This is a genomic window from Microbacterium paraoxydans, assembly GCF_900105335.1.
GTDB lineage: Bacteria > Actinomycetota > Actinomycetes > Actinomycetales > Microbacteriaceae > Microbacterium > Microbacterium paraoxydans.
The window spans coordinates 2,941,198-2,959,896 of record NZ_LT629770.1 but is presented as its reverse complement, the minus strand read 5'-3'; the positions used below and the strand labels follow the sequence as shown (position 1 = coordinate 2,959,896).

Annotated in this window: 17 protein-coding genes; 9 read left to right on the top strand and 8 right to left on the bottom strand. The window is 72.6% G+C overall.

Features of this window, described 5'->3' with window-relative positions:
* Positions 1-4: 4 nt before the first annotated feature.
* Positions 5-2,086 (top strand): phenylacetic acid degradation bifunctional protein PaaZ, encoded by a 2,082-nt coding sequence (paaZ, locus tag BLU02_RS14480; protein ID WP_082750144.1) that lies wholly within the window; start codon positions 5-7, stop codon positions 2,084-2,086.
* 84 nt (positions 2,087-2,170) lie between these two features.
* On the opposite strand, the gene BLU02_RS14475 is transcribed toward paaZ, so the two are convergent.
* The 7 genes from BLU02_RS14475 to dhaK form a co-directional block, all read right to left on the bottom strand.
* Positions 2,171-2,779: a TetR/AcrR family transcriptional regulator gene (locus BLU02_RS14475; protein WP_060923116.1), complete on the bottom strand. Its 609-nt coding sequence runs from the start codon at positions 2,777-2,779 to the stop codon at positions 2,171-2,173.
* A 63-nt stretch (positions 2,780-2,842) separates the two neighbouring features.
* Positions 2,843-4,159: a phenylacetate--CoA ligase PaaK gene (paaK, locus tag BLU02_RS14470; protein ID WP_060923120.1), complete on the bottom strand. Its 1,317-nt coding sequence runs from the start codon at positions 4,157-4,159 to the stop codon at positions 2,843-2,845.
* A gap of 33 nt (positions 4,160-4,192) precedes the next feature.
* Entirely contained in the window at positions 4,193-4,618 is a 426-nt protein-coding gene (gene paaI / locus BLU02_RS14465) for a hydroxyphenylacetyl-CoA thioesterase PaaI (RefSeq protein ID WP_060923117.1), read from the bottom strand.
* A gap of 106 nt (positions 4,619-4,724) precedes the next feature.
* On the bottom strand, positions 4,725-6,032 hold the full coding sequence (locus tag BLU02_RS14460) for a sensor domain-containing protein (protein ID WP_060923118.1): 1,308 nt from the start codon (positions 6,030-6,032) through the stop codon (positions 4,725-4,727).
* 171 nt (positions 6,033-6,203) lie between these two features.
* Positions 6,204-8,747 carry a phosphoenolpyruvate--protein phosphotransferase gene (gene ptsP / locus BLU02_RS14455; protein ID WP_083371028.1) on the bottom strand — a complete coding sequence of 848 codons (2,544 nt, stop codon included), beginning with the start codon at positions 8,745-8,747 and terminating at the stop codon, positions 6,204-6,206.
* Complete coding sequence (dhaL, locus tag BLU02_RS14450; protein ID WP_083371088.1) at positions 8,744-9,385, bottom strand: dihydroxyacetone kinase subunit DhaL; 642 nt, start codon at positions 9,383-9,385, stop codon at positions 8,744-8,746. Before dhaL ends, ptsP begins: the two co-directional genes overlap by 4 nt.
* On the bottom strand, positions 9,385-10,377 hold the full coding sequence (gene dhaK / locus BLU02_RS14445) for a dihydroxyacetone kinase subunit DhaK (protein WP_060923637.1): 993 nt from the start codon (positions 10,375-10,377) through the stop codon (positions 9,385-9,387). The genes dhaL and dhaK overlap by 1 nt, the downstream gene beginning before the upstream one ends.
* 148 nt (positions 10,378-10,525) lie before the next feature.
* Here dhaK and BLU02_RS14440 point away from each other — a divergent pair, with 148 nt between their 5' ends.
* A complete protein-coding gene (locus BLU02_RS14440) occupies positions 10,526-11,293 on the top strand; it encodes an IclR family transcriptional regulator (protein WP_060923638.1) in 768 nt (255 codons plus the stop codon).
* Between the two features lie 9 nt (positions 11,294-11,302).
* Here BLU02_RS14440 and BLU02_RS14435 read toward each other — a convergent pair whose 3' ends face one another.
* A complete protein-coding gene (locus tag BLU02_RS14435) occupies positions 11,303-13,429 on the bottom strand; it encodes a RecQ family ATP-dependent DNA helicase (protein ID WP_083371027.1) in 2,127 nt (708 codons plus the stop codon).
* A gap of 89 nt (positions 13,430-13,518) precedes the next feature.
* Here BLU02_RS14435 and BLU02_RS14430 point away from each other — a divergent pair, with 89 nt between their 5' ends.
* The 7 genes from BLU02_RS14430 to BLU02_RS14400 all read left to right on the top strand — a co-directional run bounded on the left by BLU02_RS14430 (position 13,519) and on the right by BLU02_RS14400 (position 18,686).
* Positions 13,519-13,938, top strand: coding sequence for a hypothetical protein (locus tag BLU02_RS14430; RefSeq protein ID WP_060923570.1), 420 nt, complete (start codon positions 13,519-13,521; stop codon positions 13,936-13,938).
* An 87-nt stretch (positions 13,939-14,025) separates the two neighbouring features.
* Positions 14,026-15,012, top strand: a complete 987-nt coding sequence (gene paaA, locus BLU02_RS14425; RefSeq protein WP_060923571.1) for a 1,2-phenylacetyl-CoA epoxidase subunit PaaA — start codon at positions 14,026-14,028, stop codon at positions 15,010-15,012.
* Positions 15,012-15,341 carry a 1,2-phenylacetyl-CoA epoxidase subunit PaaB gene (gene paaB / locus BLU02_RS14420; protein WP_060923572.1) on the top strand — a complete coding sequence of 110 codons (330 nt, stop codon included), beginning with the start codon at positions 15,012-15,014 and terminating at the stop codon, positions 15,339-15,341. The genes paaA and paaB overlap by 1 nt, the downstream gene beginning before the upstream one ends.
* Before the next feature lie 122 nt (positions 15,342-15,463).
* Positions 15,464-16,246, top strand: a complete 783-nt coding sequence (paaC, locus tag BLU02_RS14415; protein ID WP_157547100.1) for a 1,2-phenylacetyl-CoA epoxidase subunit PaaC — start codon at positions 15,464-15,466, stop codon at positions 16,244-16,246.
* A complete protein-coding gene (gene paaD, locus BLU02_RS14410; protein ID WP_060923481.1) occupies positions 16,240-16,743 on the top strand; it encodes a 1,2-phenylacetyl-CoA epoxidase subunit PaaD in 504 nt (167 codons plus the stop codon). Before paaC ends, paaD begins: the two co-directional genes overlap by 7 nt.
* Positions 16,743-17,906, top strand: coding sequence for a 1,2-phenylacetyl-CoA epoxidase subunit PaaE (paaE, locus tag BLU02_RS14405; protein WP_060923482.1), 1,164 nt, complete (start codon positions 16,743-16,745; stop codon positions 17,904-17,906). The genes paaD and paaE overlap by 1 nt, the downstream gene beginning before the upstream one ends.
* A 9-nt stretch (positions 17,907-17,915) precedes the next feature.
* Positions 17,916-18,686 carry an enoyl-CoA hydratase/isomerase family protein gene (locus BLU02_RS14400; RefSeq protein WP_060923483.1) on the top strand — a complete coding sequence of 257 codons (771 nt, stop codon included), beginning with the start codon at positions 17,916-17,918 and terminating at the stop codon, positions 18,684-18,686.
* Positions 18,687-18,699 lie beyond the last annotated feature (13 nt).

The window sequence follows — 18,699 nt, the reverse complement described above, 5'->3', positions numbered from 1 at the left end:
CCCCATGACCGAGATCCTCCCCAGCTACGTGCAGGGCTCCTGGTGGACGCCCGCCTCCGACGCGGACGCCACCGAGGTGCGCGACGCCTCGACCGGGGAGACGGTGGCCCGCGTCTCCACCGCCGGTCTCGACCTCGGTGCGGCGCTCGACTTCGCCCGCACCACCGGTCAGGCGGCGCTCGGCGAGCTCACGTTCCACCAGCGCGCCGTCCTGCTCAAGCAGCTCGCGCTCGCACTGACCGCCCGCAAGGAGGAGCTGTACGCGCTCTCCAGCCGCACCGGCGCCACCGCGCAGGACTCCTGGGTCGACATCGACGGCGGCATCGGCGTGCTCTTCGCGTACTCCAGCAAGGGCCGCCGCGAGCTGCCGAACACGAAGGTCTACGTCGACGGCGCCGTGGAGAACCTGTCGCGGGACGGCTCCTTCCTCGGTCGGCACATCTACACCCGGCTGCCCGGGGTGGCGGTGCAGATCAACGCCTTCAACTTCCCCGTCTGGGGCTCGCTGGAGAAGTTCGCGCCGGCCTTCCTCGCCGGTGTCCCCACGGTCGTGAAGCCCGCCACCCCCACCGGCTACCTCACCGAGGCCATGGTGCGGGTGATGGTCGAGTCCGGGCTGCTGCCCGAGGGGTCGCTGCAGCTCGTGTCCGGCAGCGTCCCCGACCTCTTCGAGCACCTCCGGCTGGGCGACCTCGTCGCGTTCACCGGTTCCGCGTCGACGGCGGAGCGGCTGCGGGCGCACGACGCGGTGCAGACCGGCGGAGTCCGCTTTACCAGCGAGACCGACTCGATCAACGCCTCGGTGCTCGGCACGGATGCGACCTCCGGCACCCCGGAGTTCGACGCCTACGTGAAGCAGCTCGTCGCGGAGATGACGTCCAAGGCCGGACAGAAGTGCACCGCGATCCGGCGGGCGATCGTGCCCGAGGAGGCGGTGGACGACGTGATCGCCGCGGTGCGCGACCGGCTCGCCGCGCGGATCGTCGTGGGCGACCCGCGCGCCGAGGGCGTAACGATGGGACCGCTCGCCTCGACGGCCCAGCGCGACGAGGTGCTCCGGCAGGTGACGCGGCTCCGCGAGGGCGGCGGCGAGCTCGTGATCGGCTCCCCCGAGACGCCGACGGTCCGCCGTGCGGACGGCAGCGAGGGCCCCGCGGAGGACGGCGCGTTCGTGGCGCCGATGCTCCTGCGCTTCGCCGATGCGACCAGCCCCGCCGTGAACGAGATCGAGGCGTTCGGCCCCGTCTCCAGCATCCTCGGCTACCGCACGCTGGACGAGGCGGCGGCGCTCGTGGCCCGGGGCGGCGGCTCGCTCGTGACGAGTGTCGCGACGCACGACCCGGAGGTCGCGAGGACGCTGGCCGCGGGGATCGCCGCGTACAACGGGCGCGTGCTCTTCCTCGACCGCGACGACGCCCGCAGCTCGACGGGCCACGGCTCCCCGCTCCCGAACCTCGTGCACGGCGGTCCCGGTCGCGCCGGCGGCGGAGAGGAGCTCGGCGGCATCCGGGCGGTGCTGCACCACATGCAGCGCACCGCGGTGCAGGGCTCCCCGGAGATGATGACCGCGCTCACCGGGGTCTGGCACCAGGGGGCCTCGGCCCGTCCGTTCGACACCGGCGACGGCGTGCACCCCTTCCGCAAGTCGCTGGCGGAGCTGCGCATCGGGGATCAGGTCGTCAGTCCCTCGCGCACCGTCACCCTCGACGACATCGAGACGTTCGCGGCGTTCACGGGCGACACGTTCTACGCGCACATGGACGAGGCGTCGGCGGCAGCGAACCCCTTCTTCCCCGGACGCGTGGCCCACGGCTACCTGCTGGTGTCGTGGGCGGCGGGGCTCTTCGTCGACCCGGCTCCCGGACCCGTGCTCGCAAACTCCGGGCTGGAGAACCTGCGCTTCGTGACGCCGGTTTCCCCTGGCGACGAGATCCGCGTCGAGCTCACCGCCAAGCAGATCACGCCGCGGGAGACCGACGAGTACGGCGAGGTGCGCTGGGACGCGGTGCTGAAGAACCAGGACGACGAGCTCGTCGCGACCTACGACGTCCTGACCCTCGTCGCGAAGGAGCTCACCCCCGCCTGATCCCGAAACCCCGGGTTCTCGTCGAGGCCCCGCCCTTCCCACGCGGAGAGGGCGGGGCCTCGACGCGGAGACGGGGTCTCGGGGTCAGGGGTGGCGGAGGCCGTCGAGGGCGATCGCGACGACGTCGTCGGCGAGACGGTCGGCGCCCTCGCGACCGCCGGGGCGGTACCACTCGACGATGGAGTTGATCATGCCGAACGTCAGGCGGGCGACGACGGCCGCGTCGATGTCGGAGCGCAGGGCCCCCTCGGCCTGCGCCTCCGCGACGAGGGCCGTGATGCGGCGGTCGAACGCCCGCCGCCGGGTGAGGGCGCGGCGCTCGACGTCGGTGTTCCCGCGCACGCGCAGCAGCAGCGTCACGGCGGGGAGCTGGTCCACGAGCACGTGGACGGCGCCGCGGAGCACGTGCTCCAGGCGGGCGACCGCATCGGCGGCTCCCTCACCCTCCGGAAGGGGCGCGTCGACCACGGCTTCGAGGCCGCCGAGAGCACTGTCGAGGGCCCGGTCGAGCATCTCGTCCTTCGACCCGAAGTGATGGTAGATCGCCGACTTCGACAGCCCGAGGCGCTCGGCGAGCATCCCGATCGAGGTCGCGTCGTAGCCGTGCTCGTTGAAGGCGGCCACCGCGACGGCGAGGATCCCCTGCTGGTCGTACCCGGGGCGGCCGCGCCGCGTGGTCTGCATCTCGGACATCCCCCTCAGTCTCGCACCGCCCGCGCCCCGCACCGCGGAAGACGGGTGCGAGACCCCCGCGTGTCAGCGCAGGTCGTAGACGCGCTTGTACTTGCCCTCGCTGCGCGGCAGCGCCCCGGGCTCCTCCAGCCGGACGGCGACCGACGAGCCGATGAACACCTTGATGCGCTGCACCAGCACCTGCGCCGCCGCCTCGCACGTCTCCACGGACAGGTCGGGGTGGCGCTCGATGCGCACCGTGAGGGCGTCCATCCGGCCCTCCTTCGTCAGCTCCAGGATGAAGTGCGGCGTGAGCTGCTCGATCCCGAGCACCAGCTCCTCGATCTGCGTCGGGAAGAGGTTGACGCCGCGCAGGATGATCATGTCGTCGTTGCGCCCGGTGACCTTCTCCATCCGCCGCATACCCGGACGCGCCGTGCCGGGGAGCAGGCGGGTGATGTCGCGCGTGCGGTAGCGGATGACGGGGAACGCCTCCTTGGTGAGCGAGGTGAAGACGAGCTCGCCCCGTTCGCCGTCCGGCAGAGCCTGCAGGCTGTCGCCGTCGATCACCTCCGGCAGGAAGTGGTCCTCCCACAGGTGCGGGCCGTCCTTGGTCTCGAGGCACTCGTTGCCGACGCCCGGCCCCATGACCTCGCTGAGCCCGAAGATGTCGAGGGCGTCGATGCCGAGCCGCTGCTCCAGCTCGTGCCTCATCTCATTGGTCCAGGGCTCCGCGCCGAGCACCGCCACCTGGAGCGAGGTGGACCGCGGGTCGATGCCCTGCGCCGCCATCGCGTCGGCGATCGTGAGCAGGTAGCTCGGGGTGCACAGGATCGCGTCCGGCTCGAAGTCGCGGATGAGCTGCACCTGGCGGGCGGTCTGTCCGCCCGACATCGGGATCACGGTGGCGCCCAGCGCCTCGATGCCGGCATGTGCCCCGAGCCCGCCCGTGAACAGGCCGTACCCGTAGGCGTTGTGCACCTTCATGCCGCGCCGGATGCCGCTGGCGCGGAGCGAGCGGGCCACCAGCGTCCCCCAGCGGTCGAGGTCGCCGCGCGTGTAGCCGACGACGGTCGGGCGGCCCGTGGTGCCGCTGGACGCGTGGATGCGGGCGACGTCGGCCATCGGCACCGCGAACATCCCGAAAGGGTACGTCTCGCGCAGGTCGTCCTTGGTGGTGAAGGGCAGCCGGTGCACGTCGTCGAGCGTGCGGATGTCGTCGGGATGCACGCCCGCGTCGTCGAACTTCCGCGTGTAGAGCGGCACGTTGCGGTAGGCGTGCTGCACGGTCCACTGCAGGCGCTCGAGCTGGAGCTGCTCGATCTCGGCACGGCTCAGCCGCTCCTCGGGATCGAGCTCCTCAGTCGTCGGCGGGCGGAGGGCGGAGGCGGGGGCGGTCATCGTCGACACGGGGACTCCTCGGAACGGGTGGGATCAGAAGGTGCGGGAGGTGGTGCGGGAGCGGCCGCGGAACTCGGCGACGGCGTCGCCCTGCTCGTCCACGACCGTCACGTCGTACAGGCCGGAGCGACCGGTGCGGGTGCGGCGGACGGCCGTCGCGGTGAGCGTCTGCCCCGCGACGGTGGGCTTGAGGAACGAGATGTCCGCACCGGCGGCGACGGTCACCCGATCGTCCTCGTTGCAGGCGATCGCGAAGGCGGTGTCGGCGAGCGCGAACACGAGGCCACCGTGGGTGATCTGGAAGCCGTTGGTCATGTCCTCACGGACGCGCATGGACACGACCGCGTGTCCCGGGTCGTCGCGTTCGACCACGAGCCCGAGCATCGCCGAGGCCCGGTCGCGTTCCATCATCGCCCGGTTCGGCCGCACGGCCTCCGCCGTATCCGTCGCCTCCGTCATCGCCGACCTCCTCGTCGCGCTGGGACGGGACCACCGCGTCCCGTCCGCCCATACTAACTGAACGATCGGTCAGTAACGCAAGGAGGTCGGGACGACGGTCGACGGTTCACCTGATCGTGAGCGGCGGCCAGAGGGTCGCGTCCTCCACGGTCACCCCGGTGATGACGGCCGCGGGGTCCGCCGCATCCCGATCGGCGCGGAAGCGGATGATGCCCCCGTCCCGCGTCGCTGACTGGTAGAAGTACTCGCCCGACGAGACGATGCGGATGAAGGTGCCCTCCGGGAATGCGGCAGTCGCCTCCGTCACCGGCGCGCCGATGCGGACTCCGCCCGTCGCGGGAAGGACGGCACCGTCCGGCTCGACGTCGCCCTGCACGTTCGCGATGCCGGCGGTGATCCCCGAGAGCGTCGTGCCATCGTCCGTGAACTGCAGCAGGAGCGTGCTCGCGTCGTCCCCGCTCGTGAGGCGCACCAGCGTGTCCGTCCCGCCGGCGGCCTGCGCGGTCGCCCCCGGGACCGCCGCCAGCGCCTCCTCGCGAGACATACCCAGCTGCAGCGGTCCGACACCCGTCGCGGTCATCTCCCATTCGCTCCACGGGGCGGCGGGGTCGGCCGTCTCCGGCGTCGGCGTCGCGGGCGGCGTGGCGGTCAGCTTCTCCACGAAGGCGGTCTTCGCCTCCCCCGCGCGGTCACGCAGGAGCAGCGCCGCACGCTCGGCGTCGAACTCCGAACCGTCCCTGGCCGGCTGCCACAGGTGCACGATGACGTTCCCCACCGCGGCGAAGCCGTGGTGCGCCCGCCAGGCGCTCTGCCCCGAGCCCATCTCCAGGGTTCCGGCGAAGGCCCGGACGCCGTCCGTCTCCGGCGCCGCGACGGCGGCGAAGGTTCCCGCCCCCTGCGCATCGAACTGCGCGCACTGCTCGACGGTGTCGACCAGGTCGTCCATGCGCGACGCGGCGATGTCTTCCGACGGGAACTGCAGGATCTCCTGCTTCCCGCTCATGCCCGTGTCGTCCGCGTTCACCCACGGCACGGTTCGCGCGCCGATGCTGCCCATGGAGGCTTCCATGATCAGCAGCACGCAGACCGCCGGCGTGAACTCCGGGCCGCCGCCGTCGGAATACTGCAGCAGCGTGTCCTCGACCTCCGTCGCCGGAGGCGCGGAGGGAAGAAGATCGGCGACCTCGGCGGGCGTGAGGGCGAACGCGTCGAGCTCGTCCCCGACGAAGAGGAGGGGCCCGGAATAGGGATCGGGAGTGGGCGTCGGGGTCTCCGGCGCCCGTGATGCGGTCGCCGTGGGTGTCGCCTCGGGCGTCGCCGCGCACCCCGGGAGCACCACCAGCACTCCCGCCACCACCGCCGCGAGGAGCGCCGCTCCTCGCAGCTTCCATCCGCCGTGCACCGTCGCCGACATGAACCCTCCGCATGATCATGTGCGCCGTGAACACGGCGCCCCCTGGGGGAAGAGTAGCGGTCGGGAGACGCCCCGAGCCCGCCCGCACACGGTCGATATGCGAACGAGACAATAGTCATGCCACGGAAGGCATACAAGCCATGCCGATCGCAGCCGGAAGAGCCGTGCGGCTCAGCCGGCGCCGCCTCCGCCGAGCACGAGAGCTGCTGCCTGCCGCGCCTCTGCAGCGGTCGCTGCGCGGCTCGCACCGTCAGCCGCCCGACGGCACTCGTCCGGGCCCGCCGCGTCGAGCGCGGCCGCCACCCGCCCGAGCGCACGAGGCGTCATCGACAGCGAGGTCGCGCCGAGCCCCACGAGCACGGGGGCGAGTGCCGGGTCACCGGCCGCCTCCCCGCAGATCCCGACCGGCTTGCCCGCCGCCCGTCCCGCTGCCCCGACCGTCCCGATCAGCCGCAGCACCGCCGGCTGCCAGGGATCGTTGAGATCGGCGAGCGCACTGGACAGCCGGTCCGCAGCCAGGGTGTACTGCGCGAGGTCGTTGGTCCCGAGACTCACGAAGTCCACGACCTCGAACAGCTCGGCGGCCAGCAGCGCCGCCGCCGGGGTCTCGATCATGATCCCCGCTCTGTCGAGACCCGCGGCACGGCACCGTGCGGCGAAGTCCGCCGCCTCGTCGACCGTGGCGACCATCGGGGCCATGACCTCCACCTCGGCGGACTCCGCATCGGCGGCCCTGGCCAGCGCGCGCAGCTGGTCGTCGAGCAGGGCGGGCCGGCGCCGGGAGAGGCGCAGACCCCGGACGCCGAGCGCCGGGTTGTCCTCGTCGTCGTCGTTCGCGAACGGCAAGGGCTTGTCGCTCCCCGCATCCAGCGTGCGCACGACGACCTTCCGCCCGGGGAATGCGCGCAGCACCCCGCGGTACGCCTCGACCTGCTCCTCGATGCTCGGCGCCTCCGTCCGGTCGAGGAAGCAGAACTCGGTGCGGAAGAGTCCGACCCCCTCGGCGTGCGCAGCGGCCGCGCTCCCGGCATCCGCGGCCCCTCCGACGTTGGCCAGGAGCGGTACGCGGGTCCCGTCCGCGAGACGGCCCCGTCCGTCGAAGGTCACCACGACCGCCGCGGCCCGCGCCTCGGCGATCTCCGCCTCGTCCGGGTCGACGTGGATCGTGCCGCGATCCCCGTCGACGAGGAGCATGGCCCCCTCCGGGATGCCGGTCGCCCCTGGCACTCCGACCACGGCCGGGAGCCCCAGCGCCCGCGCGATGATCGCCGTGTGCGACGTGGGTCCGCCGTCCGCGGTCACGAGAGCGACGCAGCTCCCGCCGTCCAGCGCTGCCGTGTCGGCCGGAGCGAGGTCGGTCGCGACGAGCACGAACGGCTCGTCTCGTTCGGGGACGCCGGGCATGTCCACCCGGAGGATCTCGGCAATCATGCGATCGCGGACGTCACGGATGTCGGCGGCGCGTTCCGCCATCCTCCCGCCGAGCGCCGCGAGCGCCGCCTCATGCGCCGCGGACGTCTCCCAGACCGCCCGCGCCGCCGTCCGCCCCTGTGCGCGCACGAGGGCGGTGGCTTCGGCGACGAGCTCCGGGTCCGAGGCGAGGAGCCGGGACGCGTCCAGGATCGCCCGCGCCTCTCCGCGGGCCCGTTCGGCGCGCGAGCGCAGCTGATCGGCGACGGCGACCGCCGCCCACTCGATCGTGGAGACCTCCGCCTCCCGACCCTCCGGCGGGACGACGGTCTCGGCATCCGGTTCCGGGAGTGCCGGCGCGAGGGACACCGCCCTCGCGGCCACACGTCCCGGGCTGACGCCGCGGCCCTGCAGCACGGATCCGGAGACGATCTCCGGCGTCGGCGCCGACTCGTGGTCGGCCCGGGCTCCCGCCTGGTCGTCGCCGGCGGTGGCGCGCGCGGGCGCGGTTCCGGGGCTGCCGGCGGCGCCCTCGTCCGTCTCGACGCCCTCGCCGAACCCGCCCTGGAAGAGCGACACCAGGCGGTCGATCGCCGCCTCCGCGTCGGCTCCCCGACCCGTGAGCTCGATCTCGGTCCCCTGACGTGCTCCGAGTGCGAGCAGCCGGGTCAGGCTCCCGGCCGCGGCTTCCGGGCCGTCCGGCAGCCGCCGCAGGCGCACGTCCGCGCCCGCCGCCGATTCCGCGATCAGGGCGGCGGGCCGGGCGTGGATGCCGAGAGGGTTGCGCACCCGCACACGACGGGACACCGTCTCCCCGGCCGGCTCCGACCCGTCAGGAGCGGGCTCCGCGGGCGACGTCTCGGTGTCTTCTGCCGTCGCATCGTCCGTCGGGCCGAGCTGACCTGTCTTCGCGGCGAGGGCCGACGCGGCTTCAGCGGCGACCGCATCGAGGTCGCCCCCGGCCGCCGCGGCCACGACCGCGGCGAGGAGCCCCTCGACGAACGGCGCGGGCGCGAGCCGCACCGGCACGTCGCTGCTGCGCAGTTCCAGCGCGAGCTCGGCGCTCAGCACGGCCGAACCGAGGTCCATGAGCACGAGCACGCCGTCGACCTCGCCGGCGAGCTCGTCGATCGCCGCCGAGACCGCGACGGCGTCCGTCCCCAGGATCGGCGCGCCGTTCGCGTCCACGCCAGCGCCGGCCGCCACGCGGACCTGCACGCCGCCGCCCGGCACCATCTGCAGGGCGAGTTCGAGTGCCGCCTCCCCGAGCCGGGCACTGTGGGAGACGGCGACGATCCCGATCATCCGGCGTCCGCGAGGGCCGCCGCGAGCGCCTCGAACAGGAGCGCGGTCGAGGCGGCACCGGGGTCGAGGTGACCGGCGCTGCGCTCACCGAGGTAGCTCGCTCTGCCCTTCCGGGCGACGAGGGGCACCGTGGCGTCACGACCGGCGGCCGCGGCGTCCGCAGCCGCCCTGGCCGCCGCCGCCGCGTCCGCTCCGCCGGCGAGGGCGGCATCGAAAGCGTCGACCGCGGGGGCCATCGCGTCGAACATCGTCTTGTCGCCGGCCTCGGGCTTGCCCCGCGCGACGATGCCCTCGAGCCCCGCCCGGAGCGCGGCGGCGAGCGCCGGTCCGTCCAGTGTCGTCACCGCACCGGCCGACATCCCCATGCGCAGGAAGAACGTGCCGTAGAGGGGGCCGCTCGCGCCGCCCACCGAGCTCACCAGCGTCATGCCGACGGTCTTGAGCAACTCGTCGATCGTCGCGGGCGTCGTCGCCGCGAGCTTCTCCCCGACCGCCGTGAAGCCCCGCGCCATGTTCGCGCCGTGGTCGGCGTCCCCGATCGCGGAGTCCAGTTCCGTGAGCCAGTCGCGCTGCGCGGTGACGGCCTCGCGGTACCGGGAGATCCAGTCGACGAGGACGTCGGTGCCGACGGCCGCCATCACGCGCCCCACCGCAGGCCGGGGGTGTTCACCGGGGCGTCCCACAGGCGCAGCAGCTCGTCGTCGGCCTTCAGCACCGTGACGGAGCACCCGGCCATGTCGAGGGAGGTGATGTAGTTGCCCACCAGGTTCCGCGCGATCTGCACGCCGGACTTCTCCAGCATCGCGGCGACCTCGCCGTACATGAGGTAGAGCTCGATCAGGGGCGTGGCGCCCATGCCGTTGAGCATCACGATCGCGGGTCCTGCCGCATCGAGGTCGCCGAGGATCGGCTCGACGAGCTGCCGGGCGATCTCCGACGCGGGGGCGAGCGGCTCACGGTGTCGGCCCGGCTCTCCGTGGATGCCGATGCCGATCTCCATCTGGTCGTCGGGGAGGTCGAACGTGGGCTTGCCCGCGGCGGGGACCGTGCAGCTGGTGAGGGCCATGCCCATGGAGCGCCCCTGACCGTTGATGCGCTTCGCGAGGTCGACCACGGCCGCGAGGTCGCGGCCCTCCTCCGCGGCTGCCCCCACGAGCTTCTCCAGCAGGACCGTGAGGCCGACGCCTCGGCGCCCCGCGGTGTAGAGCGAGTCCTGCACGGCCACGTCGTCGTCCACGACGACCGTGCCCACCTCGATCCCTTCCATGGCGGCGAGTTCGGCGGCCATCTCGAAGTTCAGCACGTCGCCCGTGTAGTTCTTGACGATGTGCAGCACGCCGGCGCCGCGGTCGACCGCCTGGGTGGCGACCTGAACGCGGTCGGGGGTGGGCGAGGTGAAGACCTCGCCGGCGACGGCCGCGTCGAGCATGCCGGTGCCGACGTAGCCGCCGTGCAGGGGCTCATGGCCGGATCCGCCGCCGGAGACGACGGCCACCTTGCCCTGCGCCTTCGGTGTCGCCCGGGTGATGACGTGGTTCTCCAGGTCGACCGAGAGTTCGGGGTGCGCGGCGGCGACGCCCTTCAGGGACTCGACGAGGACGTCCTCCGGGGCGTTGATGAGCTTCTTCATCCTGCGATCTCCTTTGATGCGGCGTGAGTCTCGAGCGAAAATCCGAAAAGGATTCGTCAATGTCGAATATGCTCGGAGCCTGCCGGGTTGTCAAGATCGATCCGGCGACCGGAAACCCGGCTCGACGACGACCGGAAGGAGGACGCGCATGATCCAGGCGATCGACCGCGCGGCGAAGATCCTCGACCTGCTCCAGGGCGCCCGCCACCTCGGCATCACGGACCTCTCCGCGGCCCTCGGCCTGCCGCCGTCGACCGTGCACGGCCTCGTGAAGTCGCTGCGCGCGCACGGCCTTGTCGCGAAGGAGCGCGGCGGACAGCGGTACATGCTCGGCCCCACCCTGCTGCGACTGAGCAACGTGTACCTCGACACCCTGGACGTGCGGGCGCGGGCGATGCGCTGGACGCAGGACCTGGCGCGGCGGACGGAGCTGTCCGTGCGTCTCGGCGCCCCGCACCTCACGGACGTCCTCGTCATCCATCACAACCTCCGCCCCGACGACAGCCCGCAGATGCTGGAGACGGGGATGGCGGTCCCCGCCCACGCCTCCGCGATGGGGAAGGTGCTCCTCGCGTACGACCAGGGCTTCCAGGAGAGCGTGTTCGCCGAGCCCCTGCGCAGCCTCACCGGCGACACGGTCACCGACGTCGCCCGGCTGACCCTCGAGCTGCCGGGGATCGCGGAGCGCGGGACGGCGGCGGAGAGCGATGAGGCCGTCCTCGGCGAATCGTCCCTCGCGGCGCCGATCGCCGACGCCTCGAACACGATCGTCGCCGCGGTGGCCGTCGTGCTGCCGACCGCGGAGGCACCGGCATCCGACACCGTCGTGCACGCGCTCCGCGAGACGGCACGGAACATCTCCCGCGAACTCGGCGCGACGACCTGGCCACCGCCCGTGGCCCCCGCCCAGGACTGACGGCGGCGGTCAGCCGCGCAGGCCGAGCGCGAACGGCAGCACGGCCGTGGCCCCGGCCTGCCGCACCGCGCGCGCCGCGACCGTCAGGGTCCAGCGACTGTCGATGAGGTCGTCGACGAGCAGCACCGGGCCGGCGGGGACCTCGAGATGCGCCGCGTCGAAGCGGTCCCACACCCCCGCGAGCCGGAACGCGCTGTTCCCGCCCGCCTGCCCCGAAGGCCCTCCGCCGCGCCACTCCAGCGCGCCGAGGTACGGCAGCCGCCCGATCTCGGACAGCCCGCGGGCGAGGGAGTCGACGAGCTGCGGATGCGACCGCGACGGCATCGCGATCACGGCCACCGGCCGCTCCGCCCAGTCCCACCCGGCGAGCACGCGCACGCACGCCTGCAGCAGCGCCGGGCTGATCGGCGCGTCCGGGGCGCCTGCCGCGAAGATCTCGCGCAGCGTGCCGCCCCAGCCCAGGTCGGTGAGCCGGGCGAGGGCACGCCCCTCATCGGACTGCTCTCCCGCGGGGATGCGCCCGCGCACCGGCACGTCGAGGCGGTCGGCCCCTGTCGGCCACGCGCGGCGCGGCTCGACCGGCACGCCGACCCGGTCGAGGGAGGCCGCCGCCTGCACGCTCGCCGTCTGCGCGACCTCCGCCGGGAACCACACGCCCGCGCAGTTGTCGCACCGGCCGCAGGGGGCCGCGGTGTCGTCGTCGAGAGCCCGCTGCAGGAAGGCCATGCGACAGCCGTCCGTGCGCTCGTACTCGAGCATGTGCTCCTGCTCCGCGACCCGCTCGGCGGCGATGCGCTCGTAGCGTTCGGCGTCGTACGTCCACGGCTGTCCCGTCGCGACCCACCCACCCTGCACGCGACGCACGGCACCATCCACGTCGAGCACCTTCAGCAGCAGCTCGAGGGGCGTGCGGCGGATGTCGACGAGGGCCTCCAGCGCCGGCGTCGAGATCGGAGTGTCGCCGAGCGCCGCGATCACCCGTTCGGCACGCTCCCGATCCGGCATCGACGCGGTCGCGAAGTAGTGCCAGATCTCACGGTCTTCGACACCGGGGAGCAGGAGCACGTCGGCGCTCTCGCTGGCACGCCCCGCTCGTCCCACCTGCTGGTAGTACGCGACGGGCGAGGACGGTGCTCCGAGGTGCACGACGAATCCGAGGTCCGGCTTGTCGAACCCCATGCCGAGGGCGCTGGTCGCGACGAGGGCCTTCACCTCGTTGCGCTTGAGCATGCCCTCCGACTCCGCACGCTCCTCGGCGTCGGTCTGCCCCGTGTAGGCGCGCACGTCATGGCCGTGATCGCGCAGGAACCGCGCGGTGTCGACCGCCGCCGCCACCGTCAGCGTGTAGATGATCCCGCTGCCGGGGAGGTCGTCGAGGTGGCTGAGCAGCCAGGCCAGGCGGCTCGCCGAGTCCTTGAGGCGGAGCACCCCGAGCCGCAGCGAGGTGCGGGCGAGGGGCCCGCGGATCGTGAGCACGGGCACCGTCTCCGCTTCGCCCGCGCCGCCAGGCAGCGCCCCGAGCTGCTCGGCCACGTCTGCCACCACGCGGGAGTTCGCCGTCGCGGTCGTCGCCAGCACCGGCACATCGGCGGGCATCTGCGCGATGAGGTCGCGCAGTCGGCGGTAGTCCGGGCGGAAGTCGTGCCCCCAGTCGCTGATGCAGTGCGCCTCGTCGACGACGAGCATGCCGAGCCGCGCCACCAGCGCGGGCAGCTGCTCCTCTCGGAAGGCCGGGTTGTTCAGCCGCTCCGGCGAGACGAGCAGCACGTCGACGTCGTCTCCGGCGAGCCGCTCCTGCACCTCTGCCCACTCGTGGGCGTTCGTCGAGTTGATCGCCACGGCGCGCACGCCCGCACGCTCGGCCGCGGCGATCTGGTCGCGCATGAGCGCCAGGAGCGGGGAGACGAGCACGGTGGGGCCGGCTCCCTGCCGGCGGCGGAGCAGGGTCGCGACGAAGTACACCGCCGACTTCCCCCACCCGGTGCGCTGCACAACGAGCGCGCGGCGACGCCCCTCCACCAGTGCCTCGATCGCCTCGAACTGGCCGTCGTGGAAGTCGACGTCGGGACGACCGACGAGTTCGCCGAGGGCGGCGCGGGCGGCCTCGCGGAGGGGGACGGCGGTCGGAGAGGTCATGCCCTCCACTCTGCCGCAGACCTCGGACAGGACTCCGACCGCCGCCCGCTCTCGGTGGATGACCGGTGGGAAGGCCGTAGCGTGGAGGAATGATCACCCGCGAACTCGCCGTCGCGCTCCGCGATGCCGGTCTGACCTGGAAACCCGCGGAGGGTGACCGGTTCCAGCTCGATCTGCCCGACGAGGTGGAGCTGGAGGCGGAGGCCGACGTCTTCACGGTGAGCGCGATGACCATCGAGGCGAGGCAGACGCCGGCCGGCACGGACCTCGCCTTCAACGGCACGACGGAGTGGGCGCTCGACGCCGTGACCCTCGCCGATGCGGTGTGGCTGCCGCGCGAGGACCAGCTGCGCGACCTCCTCCGCGGGACGTTCCGCACCCTCACCCGCCTCCCTGACACGTTCCGCGTCGAGATCGAGCTCGCCGGTGCTCCCCTGCGGTTCGAGCACCCGGATCCGGCGGAGGCTTACGGCCGCGCGCTGCTGGCACTGATCTCGCGCTCCCGTTGACACGCCCTGTTGAATCGGGCCGTCGCGTGTGTCAGAATTACCTAACGATCGGTCAGTAAAGAAGGACCGGAGCCCGAGGAGTCGACGATGACCAGTCCCGCAGACCTGTCCCTCGTGGACGGCGAGACCTCCGACGAGGAACGCCTGTTCGACGAGCTGATCGCGAACGAGCAGCGCATCGAGCCGCGCGACTGGATGCCCGAGGCCTATCGCAAGACGCTCATCCGGCAGATCTCCCAGCACGCGCACTCCGAGATCATCGGCATGCAGCCCGAGGGCAACTGGATCACCCGCGCACCGAGCCTCAAGCGCAAGGCGATCCTCATGGCGAAGGTGCAGGACGAGGCCGGGCACGGCCTCTACCTCTACTCCGCCGCGCAGACCCTCGGCATCACCCGTGACGAGATGATGGACCAGCTCATCTCCGGCAAGGCGAAGTACTCGTCGATCTTCAACTACCCCACCCCGACCTGGGCCGACATGGGCGCGATCGGCTGGCTCGTCGACGGCGCCGCGATCTGCAACCAGGTGCCGCTGTGCCGCGCCTCCTACGGCCCCTACGGCCGCGCGATGGTGCGCATCTGCAAGGAGGAGTCGTTCCACCAGCGCCAGGGGTTCGAGATCCTGCTCTCGCTCATGCGCGGCACCGACGAGCAGCGGCAGATGGCGCAGGACGCGGTGGACCGCTGGTACTGGCCGAGCCTGGCGATGTTCGGGCCGCCCGACGACCAGTCCCCCAACTCCGCCCAGTCGATGGCGTGGAAGATCAAGCGCTTCTCCAACGACGAGCTGCGTCAGCGGTTCGTCGGCATGCTCGTGCCCCAGGCCGAGATCCTCGGCGTCACCCTCCCCGACCCGGACCTGCGGTTCGACGAGGAGACCGGTCGCTACGAGATGGGCGAGATCGACTGGGACGAGTTCTTCCAGGTGCTGCGCGGCAACGGCCCCTGCAACGCCGAGCGTCTGGAGCGCCGCCGCACGGCGCACGACGAGGGCGCGTGGGTGCGGGAGGCCGCCGCGGAGTACGCCCGCAAGCAGCGTTCCCGCCTGACCCCTGAAGGGGCGGTGGCGTGATGGCGACCCCCGGTGCGGACCCTTCGACGAGCTCAGGGACCCAGGGCCGCGAGGTCTGGCCCCTGTGGGAGATCTTCGTGCGGGCGAACCGCGGGCTGAGCCACGTGCACGTCGGCTCGCTGCACGCCCCCGACGCCGACATGGCCATCCGCAACGCGCGCGACCTCTACACCCGCCGGGGCGAGGGCGTGTCGATCTGGGCGGTCCCCGCCGAGGCGATCATCACGAGCGACCCCGATGCCAAGGGAGCGTACTTCGAGAGTCCCGCCGGCAAGAACTACCGGCACGCGGTGTACTACACCGCCTCCGAGGGGGTGCCGCACCTGTGACCCTTCGACAGGCTCAGGGCCCCAGCTCCGCTCAGGGCCCCAGCTCCGCTCAGGCCCCCGGCTCCGCTCAGGGAGCCGGCGCCGTCCACGGGGAAGCGCATGGCGACGTCTCCGTCGACGAGCTGCGGCTCAGCGAAGAGCTCGCCGGCGCGGGCACGACCGCGGCGAGCGCCGACATCGCCGAGTACGCCCTGTGGCTCGGCGACGACGCCCTCATCCTGTCGCAGCAGCTCGGTGCCTGGATCTCCCGGGCCCCCGAGCTCGAGGAGGACGTGGCGCTCGGCAACATCGCCCTCGACCTCCTCGGCCACGCGCGCTCCTTCCTGCACTTCGCAGGCACGTGGGACGGCCGTTCCGAGGACGACCTCGCGTACTTCCGCGACGAGCCGGAGTTCCGCAGCGCCTGGATCGTGGAGCAGCCGAACGGCGACTTCGCGCAGACCATCGCGCGCCAGCTCGTCGCCTCGGTCTACCTGGTGGAGCTCTACGCCGCCCTCCGCGCGAGCACCGAGCCCACATTCGCCGCGATCGCGGAGAAGGCGCTGAAGGAGGTCGACTACCACCGTGACCACGCCGTGCAGTGGGTGCTGCGCCTGGCGGGCGGCACGGAGGAGTCCCGGCGGCGGATGATCCGTGCCCTCACGGACGTGTGGCCGTACGTCGACGAGCTGTTCCGCGACGAGCCGCTGATCGACCGGCTCGGCGATGCCGCCGTGCGCCCGTCGAGCCTCCGGGCCCAGTTCGACGCGGTCATCGCCACCGTGTTCGCCGAGGCCGGGCTCGCGGTTCCGGAGGTCTCGGCGTCGTCGGCGGGCGGCCGGAACGGCGCGCACGCGACCCCCTTCGGCCACCTCCTCGCCGAGATGCAGGTCCTGGCGCGACGACACCCGGGGGCGTCATGGTGAGCCGGACCACCGCCGACACGACGGCCGAGGCGTGGCGGATCGCCGCCGCCGTGCCGGACCCGGAGGTGCCGGTGCTCACGATCGAGGACCTCGGCGTGCTGCGGGCGGTCGAGCTCCGCGGCGAGCGCGTGATCGTCGACATCACGCCGACCTACAGCGGGTGCCCGGCCATGGACACGATCCGCGACGACGTGGTCCTCGCGCTCACGGCCGCCGGCTTCGCGGACGTCGAGGTGCGGCTCGTGCTCTCCCCCGCGTGGACCACCGACTGGATGAGTGACGCCGGGAAGCAGAAGCTCCGCGCGTACGGGATCGCGCCGCCCAGCGGCCGCGCGGCCGTACCCGCCGGTCCGATCCGGCTCGCCCTGAGCGTGCGCTGCCCCCGATGCGGCTCGCTCGACACCAGGGAGGTCTCCCGCTTCGGGTCGACCTCGTGCAAGGCGCTGTACGAGTGCCGGGCATGCCTGGAACCCTTCGATCACTTCAAGGTGCACTGATGTCGCTGTTCTCCCCGGCCCCGACGACGACGCCGGCGTCCTCTCCCGCCTCCGCCTCCCGGGCGCGGAGCCGTGCCCGGTTCCACACGCTCGAGGTCGAGGACGTCCGTCCGCTCACCGAGGACGCCGTCGAGGTGACCTTCACGGTGCCCGCGGAGCTCGCCGACGACTACGACCACCTCCCCGGGCAGTACGTGGCGCTGCGGACGACGCTGGACGGCGTGGAGGTGCGGCGCTCCTACTCGCTGTGCCGGGCGCCCGAGCATCGCACCGACGGGGCGCCCACCCGCCTGAGCGTCGCCGTGAAGCGCGACGAGGGCGGGATGTTCTCCACGTGGGCCCAGACCGGCCTGCGCCCGGGCTTCCGCATCGACGTCATGAGCCCCCAGGGCACGTTCACCTCCGGTCTCGACGATCTGGACGAGAAGCACGTCGTCGGCATCGCGGCCGGCTCCGGGATCACACCGCTGATGGCTCTCGCGCACACCGTGCTCTCCCGCTCGCAGACCTCGCGGTTCACGCTCCTCTACACGAACCGGTCGACGCTGGACGTGATGTTCCTGGAGGACCTCGCCGACCTCAAGGACCGCTACCCGACGAGGCTCACGCTGCACCATGTGCTGTCCCGCGAGCAGCGGACCGCGCCGGTGCTCTCCGGCCGCATCGACGAGCCCAAGCTGCGGACGATCCTCGACGCGCTGATCGACCCGGCCGACGTGGACGAGTGGTTCCTGTGCGGACCGCTCGCGCTCGTCGACCTCTGCCGGGAGGTGCTGGCCGACGTGGGCGTGCCCCGCGAACACGTGCGCTTCGAGCTGTTCACGACCGGCGACGAGCCGGTGCGGGCCGCTCGGCCGGTCGCAGTGCGCTCGGGCGAGAAGACGGTGCGGATCGAGGTGAACCTCGACGGCGTCTCGTCCACGGTGGAGAGCCCGGTCGCGGCGCGCGAGTCGGTGCTCAACGCCGCACTGCGGGTGCGGCCGGACGCCCCGTTCGCGTGCGCGGGCGGCGTCTGCGGCACCTGCCGCGCGCGCGTACTCGAGGGCAGCGTCACGATGACCGAGAACTACGCCCTGGAGCCCGACGAGCTGGAGCGCGGCTACGTGCTCACCTGCCAGTCCCATCCCACCAGCGACCGCGTGGTCGTGGACTACGACGTCTGAGGAGTCCTGATGATCGATCTCGCCATCGCCGACGACGTCGCCACCGTGGTGCTCGACGCCCCCGCGAAGCTCAATGCCCTGGACGAGGCCGCCCTCGCGGAGCTCGACGCCGCGTACCGGGAGGCCGAGGCCGCCGGGGTGCGGGCGCTGCTGCTCCGCGGTGAAGGGCGGGCATTCTGCGCCGGGCGGGACATCTCCGCCGTCGATCCGCGCGACGACGATGTGCTCGGCTACCTCGGCGGACGCGTGACGCCCCTGCTGCAGCGGATGTCCCGCTTCCCCGCGCCGACCTTCGCCGTCGCCCACGGCGCCTGTCTCGGCGTGGGCCTCGGGCTGCTCATCGCGACGGATGTCGTCTACGTCGCGGAATCGGCGAAGATCGGCTCGCCGTTCGCCGCCCTCGGGGCGACCCTCGACTCCGGCGGGCACGCGCTGTTCCTCGACCGGCTCGGCCCGCACAAGACCCTCGACCTCATCTACACGGGCCGGCTCATGAGCGGCACGGAAGCCGTGCGCTCGGGGCTCTTCTCCCAGGTTTTCCCGGACGACGAGGTGCTCGCCGCCACGACGGCCGCTGCGGGGAAGGCCGCCCACGGCGCCACGGCCGCCTTCCGGGCGAGCAAGGAGCTCGTCGCCCGCATCCGCGACGAACGCCTCACCCTGTGGGAGTCCATCGACGTCGAGAACGCGGCGCAGGCCGCCCTGTGCGACACCGAGGACTACCGCGAGGGCTTCGCCGCGTTCCAGGAGAAGCGGAAGCCGGAGTTCCGCGGGCGCTGACGTTACGGCCCTG